This is a genomic window from Photobacterium chitinilyticum (assembly GCF_004104355.1).
Classification (GTDB): domain Bacteria; phylum Pseudomonadota; class Gammaproteobacteria; order Enterobacterales; family Vibrionaceae; genus Photobacterium; species Photobacterium chitinilyticum.
Genome location: NZ_RJLM01000005.1, coordinates 220,300 through 233,185, shown reverse-complemented (window position 1 = coordinate 233,185; position 12,886 = coordinate 220,300). Strand labels below are relative to the sequence as shown.

Here is a 12,886-nt window from a genome sequence, read left to right as displayed (position 1 = left end):
GCAACAAACCTGTAAGCCTGTGGCTATCGAGTGTTTCCGTTGCGCTACTAAGCTGAATAAACAGTCGCTAATTTAACTTCCTAGGATATTGTTGTTCATAGCGCGTACCGACAAATGATAATGCAATATATTCTTCAATGTCTGGACGTTTCAGGAACTCTTCAAACTGAAGGCGTGCGATTGGGCAGTCGATCAAGGCAGCATACCCTGACGATGAGTTGTAAAAACACAACGGAGAATTGTTGCGCATGTGTATGTAACCCACACTCTCTTCGCCATAAACATGATAATCAGGGAATTGTTCAAGGTATATCGTGAAGCCTGCAATCAACCGCTGTTGGTGTAATGCCGTTACACCCTCATCTAACGCTAACGTGTGCATATCTTCTCCTTGTGAAACTCATCCGTAAGGAATTAAATATTATCCCCTTCCCACCCACCAGCATAGTACTCGATTAAAGTAATCTGAAATATGCCAGTTGTATCACAGTGATGCACTGTTGACAGCGCATTACATCGCTTGTTATCAGCACCATTAAAAACGATGTAAAAATCGATGTCAAAACCAATAAAACACTGTATTATAATGTTCATCAATCACTATTTGAGTAAGAGATTCATACACGATGACTGTGAACAAGGACATGACACTTCCATTAATACTTGCCATTGTCGTCAGCTCGACAATTATATGGTCAGGAATTAACCCTGCATTTCCTGAAGTCTGGATAGCTGAAATCATTCCTATCGCTATGATTTTCGCTCCGCTACTTGTTACTTTCAAATGGTTCAAATTCTCAAATAGCGCATACCTCTTTATGTCTTGTTGGCTCATTTTGCACACTATCGGGGCGCACTACACGTTTGCAAATGTGCCCTTTGATTGGTTTAGCGAGTTAATTGGTTCAGAACGAAATCACTTTGATCGCTTTGCCCATTTTTCAATCGGCTTTTACGCCTATCCAATTGCAGAATACCTTGCACGCAAAGGTTATTGTAATCCTGTTCTTGCCGGGCTATTCGGTCTCTGTGCCATTATGGCAATTGCTGCTGGCTACGAGATTATTGAGTGGTGGTATGCCGTACTCGCTGGCGGCGAGGCCGGTATCGAATTCTTGGGTTCGCAGGGTGACATTTGGGATGCCCAGCAAGATATGCTGGCTGATACACTTGGCGCAATAACAAGCTTAGTATTTTTCTTCTACAATAAGCCTTACCGCATAAGTAACTCTGTCTAATGAACGTATGGCCGCTGAATTTCTTCAGCGGCCATACGCCTATACATACAACTACATTTATTAGCTAATACAAATTAAACGTCTGGATAACCATTTGGATTATTAGACTGCCAGCGCCACGTATCTGCGGTCATATCTTCAATAGTACGGGTAGCTTCCCAGTGAAGTTCTGCTCTCGCCTTACTTGGATCAGCCCAGCACTCGGCAATATCGCCTGCTCGCCGAGGTGCCAGTTGATAAGCCACTTCTACACCCGCAGCTTTAGAAAATGCTGCGACCATTTGTAATACACTGAAGCCATTACCTGTACCTAGATTATAGATATGTAGCCCAGCCTCTTTACCTTTGCTGTTCAACGCTGCCAAATGGCCATCAGCCAAGTCAACAACGTGAATGTAATCTCGAACACCCGTACCATCAACCGTCGAGTAATCATTGCCGAAAACAGACAAGTACTCACGGCGACCAACCGCAACTTGCGATATAAATGGCATCAAATTATTCGGAATACCCTGCGGGTCTTCTCCCATTTCTCCTGACTGGTGGGAACCAACCGGATTAAAATATCGCAGTAATGTAATGCTCATTTCTGGAAGGGCTTTTTGGATATCAGCAAGACATTCTTCAACCATCAACTTACTGCGCCCGTACGGATTCGTTGCACTGGTCGGAAAGTCTTCCGTAATCGGTACGGTCTCAGGCTCGCCATATACCGTCGCCGAAGAGCTAAATATTAAGCTGTTAATACCGGCTGCTCTCATCGCTTCGACAAGTACCAAGGTGCCATGAACATTGTTGTCATAGTATTCCAAAGGTTTTTCAACAGATTCACCGACCGCTTTTAGCCCAGCGAAATGGAGGACTGATTCCACATTAGCCTGTGCAAGAACGTTATCCAAAAAGGCACGATCACGAATATCACCTTCAAAAAAAGCTGGCCGAACACCCGTCAGTTTTTCTATTCTTGCTAAAACAGTTTCTTTACTATTATACAAGTTATCAACAATAATCGGTGTCATACCAGCTTCGATCATCTGAACACAGGTATGGCTACCTATGTAGCCCATTCCACCAGTAACTAGAACACGCATGTGTGTCTCCCTGTGAAAATCCTCATCAAACCAACTTTGCTATATCAACATAATTAATAGTATATATTTCTACCAATACATATATATACGACACGATTAATTTACATTTTATTATTGAAATACCGAAGACAAATCACCCCAATCCTACTCAATACTTCGAGACGTTAGCTTATAGTAGTCAACGTAAGGTTAAGAAGACACCATCAATGGAACGGTGTACAATAAGCTTCCCATATTAATAAGATCAATCTGACTGATGACTAGACTCCCGAAATTCAATCTTTACCGCCAGCTGTTAGTACTCTTCATTTTGCTCTTTGCTATTACCGGCTGCGAGATTGTTGGTTGGAAAGCAGAACAAGATAAACAGAGCCTTGAGGAAGCCGGCTACTCGGAGCAATACTTTCCTCTCGCCGATGGCGGTGTAATGAAATATTGGGTGGGTGGCACAGGAAAGCCCTTATTGTTGATCCACGGGTTTGGCGGTACTGCAATATCAACCTGGAAAAAGGAGATGCTGGAGCTAAATAAAGACTACATGGTGATTGCTCCCGATCTTGCTTGGTTTGGTGACTCATACAGCCACAGTACGCCAAATCTAACTACGCAGACCAACGCTATATGGCAAATTTTAGACTCACTGAAGATAGACAAAGTAAATGTTGCCGGGATCTCCTATGGCGGCTTTGTGACTTACAGCATGATGATGACACCAGAACGGATTGATAAGTCAGTCATTATTGCCAGCCCAGGTCCACTCTTCAACGATGACGATTTGGCACAACTCTGTATACGTGCAAACGTCGATAAACCTGAAGAGTTATTCGTACCACAGAATAGCCTTGGAGTGCGCCGTTTATTTGACCATGTTTTTTATGAAAAGAAACGCATGCCCGACTTTATCGCCGATCAGATTTATCAAAGTTATTTTGCCCCATGGCAGAATGAAAAAATAGCTTTGATTCAAAGCCTTGTTAACGACAGAGAGCGAATAAACCAGTATCCTGTAGCCAACTTGCCGCCGAGTATGTTGATTTGGGGCGACAATGATCAGATTTTTCCTCTTAAGAACGGCATTGAACTGAGTGAACATATTAACTCATCAATTGTTGTTATCCCTGAAACAGGACATGGCGTTACCAACGAACAGCCTGAATTAGTGACCAGGCTCTTGAAGTCATTCTTATCTTAAGATTGCTTGGATATGAGACAAAACCAAATAGCAGTGAATAACTAGGAAAACCAAGCGATTGATAACATGGATTAAAGCGAAGTTACAAACATATGCTACTATCCTCAAACGCTTGTTTACCCGTGATGATGACTTCCTATGAAAACGAAAACGCTGTGCCAATGGAAATGCTTTTCTGTCGAGCAGACGACACAAACTTTGCCCGATGGCCGACATATAGAGTTTACGACAGTCAAACATCCAGGTGCCGTAGTTATCGTCCCTGTGACCGATGGTGGTGAACTCGTGATGGTCCGTCAATACCGTCCCGCCATTCAAAAGTGGATCTTGGAGTTCCCAGCAGGAACACTCGAAAGCCAGGAAGATATTCCGGCCTGTGCAAAACGAGAGCTGGCTGAAGAAGTTCAGCTACAAGCTGAGCAATGGCAAAACCTTGGTGAATTGCTCCCTGTTCCGGGTTTTTGTGATGAAGTTCAGTACCTTTTCCTTGCCAAAGAGTTGTCAGAATGTGACGGAGAACTGGATGATGACGAGATCATAGAGGTTGTCACACTTTCCATCCAAGAATTTGAAGCGAAAGTAGCAAATGGGGAGATTCAGGACTCAAAGACGCTGTCAGCATTTTTAAAAGCACGTACGCTGAAGTTCCTTTAGTCGTGAGTCACAGATACTCCCGAAAACAAATACTCGATATTCAACCTAGGTTGTGGCACCTTGCCCACCAGCTAACTAGAGCCGCTCTAACGCCTGACATAGAATCAGGCGTTTTGCTTTCTATACCAACACGTTCTATAACAATCCTTTCGATGAAACTAGAGCTACATCCTCATGCCGCCGTCGACTTCCAGCACCCTGCCGGTGAAGTAATCATTTTCCAGAATATACTTAACAGCATCTGCGATTTCACTCGCTTCTCCCATCCGACCAACAGGGATCATTTTTTTCAGCCGGTCAATCGCTTCTGGTTTTAATTGATCCGCCATCGCAGTCTGTACAATGCCCGGCGCAATAGCCGCCGAGCGAATACCATAGCGCCCAAGTTCTTTAGCCCAGCATACCGCCATTGTTGCCACAGCTGCTTTTGAAGCTGAATAATTGGTCTGCCCAATATTCCCCGCCCGGGCTACACTTGAAATATTGATGATCACTCCCTGGCTATCGGATGTGATCATCTGCAAAGCCGCCTCACGTCCACAAAGGAATGTCCCTGTCACATTTACATCTATCACAGTATTGAACTGCTCAAGCGACATCTTACTCAGACCCCCTTCCTTTTGTTTGACCAGCAAACCATCACGTAGTACTCCAGCATTATTGATAAGACCGTTTAACTGGCCAAAATCATCAACAATCTTTACAAAACCCCTCTCAACCTCAGCTTCATTAGTCACATCAACTTTGTAGGTCAGGGCCTTCGCACTCAACATTTGGCATTGTACCTGGGTTTGCTTCAAACTACTGTCATTCACATCAATGAGTGCAAGATCGGCTCCTGCTTGTGCCAACGTTACGGCCATCATTTGGCCCAGTCCCTGTCCGGCTCCCGTAATAGCGATTACACTTTGCTTCAAATCCATATGCCCCCCAATTTATCAACGCTTATTCTTTTCGCGATAAAACTCGAACATACTGGAGAAATCCAGCAGCTCATTGCCTCTTGCATTGTGAAAGGCGTATAGATTACGAGCCAATGTCCCCATAGGGATAGCCGACTGGCTATGCAATGCTGCATCAACGCCTAAACCAAGATCTTTTAGCATCAACTTGCTCATAAAACCGGGTTGATAGGCGTTATTGGCAGGTACACTTTCCATCACTCCCGGGCAAGGGTTATACAGTTCCAATGTCCAGTTTCGTCCAGAACTTTGCAGCATAATGTCTGAAAGAACCTTTGGATCAAGACCGTTATCAATACCCAGACTCAGCGCCTCACACGTACCTGACATCAAAATCCCCAACATTAGATTGTTGCAGATTTTAGCCATTTGCCCATCCCCGGCTTTGCCAGCATGGAAAATATTTTTTCCCACATATTTTAGGATGTTCCGTGCTGCCTCAAACCCTTCATCTGTACCGCCAACAATAAAAGTAAGAGTTGCGGCTTTCGCTCCTGCAACCCCACCTGAAACAGGCGCATCAACAAAGTCCAAGCCCTTTTTGGTTGCCTCTGCTGCCACCAGACGAGCGGATGCAGGATCTATCGTTGAGGAATCAATCAAAAAGGTGTGTTCAGAAACAAGATTGAGCAGACCGACACCGCCATGATGATCACCAAGATACACTGCACGGACATGCTCGCCAGCAGGAAGCATTGTGATAACAGTATCTACGCCTTTCACAACCTCTTCTGGCGATGCTGCAACGTAAGCACCGTCACTTTCAAGCTGCTTCGCTGCATCTGCATTTAAATCAAAGACTCTAACCTTACAACCTGCTTGCAATAAATTTTTGGCCATTGGGCTACCCATGTTACCCAACCCGATAAACGCAATGGTGTTCATGGCAAATCTCCTGTATGGCTGTAATGTGGGTTCAGATCATGATTGGTGCTAGAAATCTACATATTGGATACCAAAAAGTATTCGGCACTAAATACTAGGTCCCTAATTTGGCTAATGGGTGTTCTTGCTCTGTCCACAACGACGTAAACAGCGCGTCTATCACACTCTGTTCAACATCTTCAGGTGTTCTGTACATCCAGTTAGGTTGACCGCACTTATCAATCAACCTTGCTCTGACACCTTCTTCAAACTCCCCCAGCAAGCCGCTTCTGACAGAAAGACTCAGTTCAAGCCGGAAGCAGTCTTCCAGCGACAAGTGCTGATACTGAGTGATCTGCCTAAAGCAAATGCTAGCCGAGATCGAGCTTCCTTCTCTTAGTGTTTTTTTTGCTTGTTCAAGCCACCGGCCCACACCATTTATCGCTTCAATCTGTCGATATACTTCCGCTAAACTAGAACCAATACAGGCCGCCAGGATTTGGGAGTAATAAGGGTTCATCTGACTGGCAGGATAGTGAGAGATAGCAGCTTGCTCTTGGCCTCTCAGTAGCTCGGTAATAATAGCGTGGTTCTGGGTGTGATTCTGAGTATGGATCTTAGCATCGTTTAGAGAATGATTGTCTTCACCTACCAACCAAGTGCTACCCTGTAACTTATCAAGCACAAGCTGCTTTTCAGCAGGCATCAATACATGCTCCGTTAGCTCTAAGCCGAGCGCATCGCTGGCATTGATCTGAGCGCCTGTCAGGCCGAGGAAAAGCCCGATACCGGAAGGAAGATGGTTGAGAAACCAAGTGCCGCCGACATCAGGATATAACCCGATACTGATCTCGGGCATTGCCAGACGAGAAGATGGCGTTGTTACTCGATGGCTCGCACCAATATACAGCCCCATACCGCCCCCCATGATTATCCCCTCTCCCCAGACAATCACAGGCTTGCTATAACGATGAATCAGATAGTCGCAGCCGTACTCAACAGTAAAATAGTCAGTGAGAAAATTCTTTGCTGCATCATCTGCTGGTTCTTTTAGTTCAGACGCAGCGTGCATCATTTGATACATAGTACGTACGTCACCGCCGGCACAAAACGCCTTATCACCAACACTATGCAAAAAAATGCAAACAATATGCTCATTGCTTTCCCATTGCTCCAACTTTGCCTTTAGCTGTTTGAGCATATCCAATGTCAGTGCATTGAGTGAGGCTGGATTATCTAACTCAGCGACACCAATTTTCCCTCCGAAGGTGCAATCCAACTCACTAAAATTTACTTTGCCAATCTCCACTTCGCCACCCCTCGCTTTACCAAGCATCTATTTTCAAGTTATCTCATTATCAGGTTACTTGTTCTTCCACTGAGGAGGGCGCTTTTCCAAAAACGCATTGACACCTTCCGTTTGATCTTCCGTGTCAAATAACTGAACGAACAATTCACGTTCTTTCATCAAACCATGCTCGAGAGGGGCTTGTCGGCAATTTTGGATCAGCTGCTTACACGCGCTCACTGATGAGGGAGACTGATTGGCAACAGAACCGGCGACTTTCATTGCAACCTCAAGCCCTTGTCCGGATGCAACAACTTCTTCGACCAAACCAATTTCAAGCCCTTGAGAGGCGTTCACCCTTTCCCCGCACAATATCATCCGCTTAGCCCAACCTTCCCCCACAAGCCAAGTAAGGTTCTGTGTCCCTCCAGCGCAAGGCAACAAACCGACCTTGGCTTCTGGCAGTGCCATTTCGACATGCGCCTCTGCTATTCGAATATCACAGGCCAATGCAACTTCAAGCCCGCCTCCCATGGCGAAGCCATTAATCGCAGCGATAGATACCCCACGGAAGGCCGACAAGGTTTCAAATGCCCTACCAAAACACTGAGCCATTTCGACAGCAATGGCCTTATCACCATTTGCGAACAATTTTAGATCGGCACCCGCAGAGAAAAACTTTTCCCCCTGGCCTGTGATTACCAAGGCGTAAACATTTTTATCTTTGTTCAAGATTTCGATTATCTTTCTAAGCTGTATCAGGCTTTCTGCCGTCCAGGTATTGGCTGGCGCATTATTCATGGTAAGCACGGCAACATGGCTGTCGATGTCGACCAAAATCGCATTGTCGTCAGGCATAATGGCTTCCTTTGTGATTATTGGATTAAAACCGCATCAGATTGAATTAGAGCAACTCTGTTCCCTCTGTCAGTACCCGGCGTGAAATAATGAGCCTCATGATCTCATTGGTTCCTTCCAATATCTGGTGAACACGTACGTCACGAAAATGTCGTTCCAACGGATACTCTTTGATATAACCGTATCCGCCATATAACTGAAGAGCCTCATCACAGACCTTGAACCCAATATCTGTTGCAAATCGTTTCGCCATCGCGCAGTATGCGGTTGCTTCCGGATCTCTTCGGTCAAGCTTGCTAGAGGCGTAGCGAACCAGCTGTCTGGCTGCAACCAGCTCCGTTGCCATATCAGCAAGTTTAAACTGAACAGACTGGAACTGAGACAAAGCCCGACCAAACTGCTTACGCTCAGTAACGTATTGCTTTGCTTGATCAAGTGCCTGCTGGGCAGTACCTATAGAACAGGTCGCAATATTAATCCGACCGCCATCTAGCCCCTTCATGGCAAACTTAAACCCTTCCCCTTCATCACCAAGCAGGTTAGTTGCAGGCACTTCTACATTTTCAAACGTCACGGCACGAGTCGGCTGGCTGTTCCAACCCATTTTGAGCTCTTTCCGTCCATAGCTAATTCCACCAGCCTCTGCCGGAACAATAAAGGCAGAAATACCACTTGCTCCGGTAGCCTTATTTCCCTCACCGCCAGTCCTTGCCATTACCACCAGCACGTCAGTCTCACCGGCTCCGGAAATAAACGCCTTGGCACCGTTAAGAATATAGTGGTCACCCTTTTTTACAGCACTCGTTGTTAGTGATGCAGCATCTGATCCAGCATTGGCTTCGGTCAGACAATAAGAAGCCAACCATTCACCGGTCAGTAGCTTAGGACAGTAATGTACTTTCGCCTGCTCCGTCGCAAATGAGGCAATCATCCAGCAAACCATATTATGAATAGTCATAAACGCTGTCGTCGAAGTACACCCCATTGCAAGCTGTTCAAATATAATTGATGCGTCAAGCCGGCTGAGACCAAGGCCTCCTTGTTCTTGCGGGACGTATAAGCTCAAAAAGCCCAGCTCGCCCGCTTCTCTTAACATGTCTTTAGGAAAGATTTGTTTCTCATCCCATTCAGCAGCCAACGGCGCTAATCGCTCACTGGCAAACTGATGAGCAGTTTCAGCAAAAGCCCGCTGTTCTTCATTCAACTCAAAGTCCATTAGCTTCTCCCTTCACTTTTCCTTAGCCCTTTCTTAACCTCTCTCTTAACACTTTGCTCTTAACGCAAGTGGATCGTTAAGTTTGGTCCGGTTGGAATATCATCATCAAACCAGCGAGAAGTGACAGTCTTTGTTTCGGTATAGAAACGCACCGCCTGCTTACCATACGCATGGAGATCGCCGTAAAAGCTCCCCCTCCACCCGGTGAACGAGAAAAAAGGCAATGGCACAGGAATAGGAACATTAATACCCACCTGGCCGACCTGAATATCATGTTGATACTTGCGCGCAGCAGCGCCACTAGCAGTAAAGATGGAGGTACCGTTGCCATAAGGGTTGGCATTAACAAGGGAAATAGCCTCTTCAAGGGTATCAACCTCAATACAGATCAGCACTGGCCCGAATATTTCCTCCTGATAAATCGACATATCCGTCGTCACGCCACTGAACAGTGTAGGCCCAACCCAATTCCCATCGGGATAACCCTCAACATCACAATGGCTACCGTCTAACCCACACACTGCGCCTTGCTCTTTCCCTTCCCGAATCAGACGTAATACCCGATCTTTGGCCTTCTGGCTAATCAACGGACCATAACCAGCAGCCTCATCATCCCAGGCGCCTGGATGAATTTTTGCCATAGCCTGTTTTAATTCGGGAATCCACTCTTTCGCACCGTCGACAAGCACAGCAACTGAAATCGCCATACATCGCTGGCCGGCGGCACCTACAGATGACCCCACAAGGTTATTAATCACCTGCTCTTTGTTAGCATCCGGCATCACGACCATATGATTTTTGGCGCCTGCGAATGCCTGTACACGTTTCAGGTGGTGAGTCCCGGTTTGGTAGATATGGCGTGCAACAGGAACAGAGCCGACAAAAGAAACGGTTCTGATATTAGGATGGGTAAGCAAGTAGTCTACCTGCTCTCTTTGACCATGGATTATCTGCAGTACACCTTTTGGTGCACCGGCCTGTTCAAACAGTTCTGCCAGTCGAATTGACGTAAGTGGTACTTGATCAGACGGTTTCAGCACGAAGGTGTTACCCGCAGCAATAGCCAATGGAAACATCCACAGCGGGATCATCGCCGGGAAATTAAACGGGGTGATCCCACTGCATACTCCCAACGGTTGCAAGATAGAGTATGTATCAATATCTGTTGCTACATTCTCAACAGTTTCACCCATCATTAAGCTGGCAATATTGGCTGCCTGTTCAACCACTTCAATGCCTCGCCACACATCTCCTTTTGCATCGGCAAAAATTTTACCGGTCTCGCTTGAAAGCAATGTGGCTATCTCGTCGTGATGCGTTTTTAGTAAATGCTGATAATTCAGCATTAGCCGAGCTCGCTCGGGTACTGGCACCTCTTTCCAGGACTTGAACGCCTCGTAGGCACTGGAAACAGCCTCTTCAATTTCATCCTCTGTTGCACAAGGCAACTTGGCAATCACGGTATTTTTTGCTGGGTTGGTTACATCCACCCATTGCAATGATTGTGACTGGCGAAACTTACCATCGATATACAAAGGAACATGTTGGTTCATAGTTGCTCCTCAGGGCGCTACCACCCTATATAAATAGAGGATTTATAGTGGAAAGCATTAAACAGGACTTCCAAAACCAGGAACTTCGATCGCAATCGCCGTAGCTTCTCCTCCCCCGATACATAACGAGGCAACTCCCTTCAAGGAATGAGCTTCGGTAATGTCTTTTTGCCTTTGCTTCAGTGCATGAATCAGTGTTACGAGAATTCTAGCCCCACTAGCTCCAATCGGATGACCTAGCGCACAGGCTCCACCATGGACATTAACCCTGGTAGCATCCAGCCCCAGCTCCTGAACGGCTATTTGAGTTACAACCGCAAAGGCTTCGTTGATTTCCCACAACTCAACATCTTCAACAGACCATTCAAGATCAGAGAGAAGCTGGCGGATAGCCGAAACTGGTGCAATGGTAAATTCAGCAGGATCCCGAGCATGGGTTGCGTGACCTTTTATTATGGCAAGCGGCATAAAACCCTGTTGATTTGCAAGATCCCCATCCATTATTAACAGGGCCGCCGCCCCGTCAGAAATAGAGCTTGAATTGGCCGCCGTAATAGTGCCATTTTTGGCAAAGGCCGGTTTGAGGGCGGGAATCTTATCAACGTTAATCTCGCCTGGATGCTCATCTTGGGAAAGAAGCAGAACACCTTGCTGGCATTCTTTCTTTAGAGGAGTGATTTCACTGTCAAAGGCATGTCTACGCTGCGCATCGACAGCGCGTTCAACGGACATAGCTGCCCACTGATCCATTTGTTCGCGTGTAAACCCTAGTTTATCCGCCACTTGCTGAGCATAAACCCCCATTAAATGCCCTTCATAGGCGTCCTGCAGGCCATCAAGAAACATATGGTCATAGACAGTACGGTGACCTAATCGCATCCCGCTTCGTGCTTCTTTTTGTAAGTATGGGGCATTGGTCATGCTCTCCATTCCACCCGCAATCACTGCCTGGACACTACCTGCACGAATTAAATCACTTGCGAGCATGACAGACTTCATTCCGGAACCACACACTTTGTTCACCGTGGTGCAGCCAACTGAATAAGGTAACCCAGCCCCCAAAGCTGCTTGCCGTGCCGGCGCCTGCCCACAGCCTGCCGACAACACGCAGCCCATAAAAACCTCATCAATGAGTGACGGAGCAAGATCAATATCTTCCAGCACCCCACGAATAGCACACTGACCTAATTCGGGTGCTGAATACGTGGAAAACTGCCCCTGAAAACTCCCAAGTGCGGTACGGCGCGCAGCTACAATCCAAACGTTTTTATCCATTACTTCGCCCTCTCTGAAGACAGCAATAACAGTTAAAACTGAAGCCCTTCAAAGATAATCAGAGCCGACCCAATTTCTTGACGTTTACGTAAGCATAGCACTAACATTTACGTAAACGTTAAGAAACAAAGTAGTCACACCCGTAATTGTAACGGCAAGCATACCTACAACATGATTGGCAGATGTAGCCGCAGATTGATACCAAATATCAGACGCGACAATTGATGGCTTCATCATCAAATGAGTCCACTCCTGGAGGAGATTTTAAGGTGGAGACTTTCAAAATCAGTGAGTTGGCAAAAGAGTTCGATATCACAACCCGAAGTATTCGGTTTTATGAAGATGTCGGTCTGCTACATCCATCAAGAAACGGCAACACCCGAGTTTACAGACACCGTGACAAAATAAGGCTGAAACTCATTTTAAGAGGCAAACGACTCGGCTTTGCATTGGCAGAAATTCGTGAACTGTTTGAGCTCTACGACACCAATCAAAGTCATACTCAGCTTAATGAAATGCTGAGGATAATTGATGACAAACAAGCCACCCTGCAACGCCAGCTAGATGACATTAACGTTGTACTTAATGAGTTAAAGGTTGCCAAGGCACGTTGTCACCAAGCGTTAAACAGCTCAGAGGCCCACTGACTACGGGCTATATCCTACTGGCATTACAGAAGTTCATCGCAACTTGGT

13 protein-coding genes are annotated in these 12,886 nt (G+C 46.1%); 4 read left to right on the top strand and 9 right to left on the bottom strand.

Translation table 11 applies throughout. The features are described 5' to 3' along the window. Window positions 1-67: 67 nt before the first annotated feature. Entirely contained in the window at window positions 68-382 is a 315-nt protein-coding gene (locus EDI28_RS14105; protein WP_128784525.1) for a hypothetical protein, read from the bottom strand. Between the two features lie 244 nt (window positions 383-626). Between EDI28_RS14105 and EDI28_RS14100 the strand changes: the two genes are divergently transcribed. Then, a complete protein-coding gene (locus EDI28_RS14100; protein WP_128784524.1) occupies window positions 627-1,238 on the top strand; it encodes a DUF2238 domain-containing protein in 612 nt (203 codons plus the stop codon). Window positions 1,239-1,312: 74 nt separating this feature from the next. On the opposite strand, the gene galE is transcribed toward EDI28_RS14100, so the two are convergent. After that, window positions 1,313-2,329 carry a UDP-glucose 4-epimerase GalE gene (gene galE, locus EDI28_RS14095; RefSeq protein WP_128784523.1) on the bottom strand — a complete coding sequence of 339 codons (1,017 nt, stop codon included), beginning with the start codon at window positions 2,327-2,329 and terminating at the stop codon, window positions 1,313-1,315. 256 nt (window positions 2,330-2,585) lie between these two features. Between galE and EDI28_RS14090 the strand changes: the two genes are divergently transcribed. Next, window positions 2,586-3,521, top strand: a complete 936-nt coding sequence (locus EDI28_RS14090; protein ID WP_128784522.1) for an alpha/beta fold hydrolase — start codon at window positions 2,586-2,588, stop codon at window positions 3,519-3,521. Window positions 3,522-3,659: 138 nt separating this feature from the next. Then, a complete protein-coding gene (locus tag EDI28_RS14085) occupies window positions 3,660-4,175 on the top strand; it encodes an NUDIX hydrolase (protein WP_128784521.1) in 516 nt (171 codons plus the stop codon). Window positions 4,176-4,339: 164 nt separating this feature from the next. Here EDI28_RS14085 and EDI28_RS14080 read toward each other — a convergent pair whose 3' ends face one another. From EDI28_RS14080 to EDI28_RS14050, 7 genes are all read right to left on the bottom strand, one after another. Beyond that, window positions 4,340-5,098, bottom strand: a complete 759-nt coding sequence (locus EDI28_RS14080) for an SDR family oxidoreductase (protein ID WP_128784520.1) — start codon at window positions 5,096-5,098, stop codon at window positions 4,340-4,342. Window positions 5,099-5,113: 15 nt separating this feature from the next. Continuing rightward, window positions 5,114-6,022 carry a 3-hydroxyisobutyrate dehydrogenase gene (mmsB, locus tag EDI28_RS14075; protein WP_128784519.1) on the bottom strand — a complete coding sequence of 303 codons (909 nt, stop codon included), beginning with the start codon at window positions 6,020-6,022 and terminating at the stop codon, window positions 5,114-5,116. A gap of 94 nt (window positions 6,023-6,116) precedes the next feature. Next, window positions 6,117-7,310, bottom strand: a complete 1,194-nt coding sequence (locus tag EDI28_RS14070) for an enoyl-CoA hydratase/isomerase family protein (RefSeq protein WP_233353379.1) — start codon at window positions 7,308-7,310, stop codon at window positions 6,117-6,119. A gap of 54 nt (window positions 7,311-7,364) precedes the next feature. Further along, window positions 7,365-8,147 carry an enoyl-CoA hydratase gene (locus EDI28_RS14065; protein WP_128784517.1) on the bottom strand — a complete coding sequence of 261 codons (783 nt, stop codon included), beginning with the start codon at window positions 8,145-8,147 and terminating at the stop codon, window positions 7,365-7,367. Window positions 8,148-8,193: 46 nt separating this feature from the next. Next, window positions 8,194-9,363 carry an acyl-CoA dehydrogenase family protein gene (locus EDI28_RS14060; RefSeq protein WP_128784516.1) on the bottom strand — a complete coding sequence of 390 codons (1,170 nt, stop codon included), beginning with the start codon at window positions 9,361-9,363 and terminating at the stop codon, window positions 8,194-8,196. Between the two features lie 59 nt (window positions 9,364-9,422). Next, window positions 9,423-10,916, bottom strand: coding sequence for a CoA-acylating methylmalonate-semialdehyde dehydrogenase (locus EDI28_RS14055; RefSeq protein ID WP_128784515.1), 1,494 nt, complete (start codon window positions 10,914-10,916; stop codon window positions 9,423-9,425). A gap of 57 nt (window positions 10,917-10,973) precedes the next feature. Further along, window positions 10,974-12,191 carry a thiolase family protein gene (locus tag EDI28_RS14050; RefSeq protein ID WP_128784514.1) on the bottom strand — a complete coding sequence of 406 codons (1,218 nt, stop codon included), beginning with the start codon at window positions 12,189-12,191 and terminating at the stop codon, window positions 10,974-10,976. Window positions 12,192-12,460: 269 nt separating this feature from the next. Between EDI28_RS14050 and EDI28_RS14045 the strand changes: the two genes are divergently transcribed. Then, window positions 12,461-12,838 carry a MerR family transcriptional regulator gene (locus tag EDI28_RS14045; RefSeq protein WP_128784513.1) on the top strand — a complete coding sequence of 126 codons (378 nt, stop codon included), beginning with the start codon at window positions 12,461-12,463 and terminating at the stop codon, window positions 12,836-12,838. The last annotated feature ends 48 nt before the right edge of the window (window positions 12,839-12,886 follow it).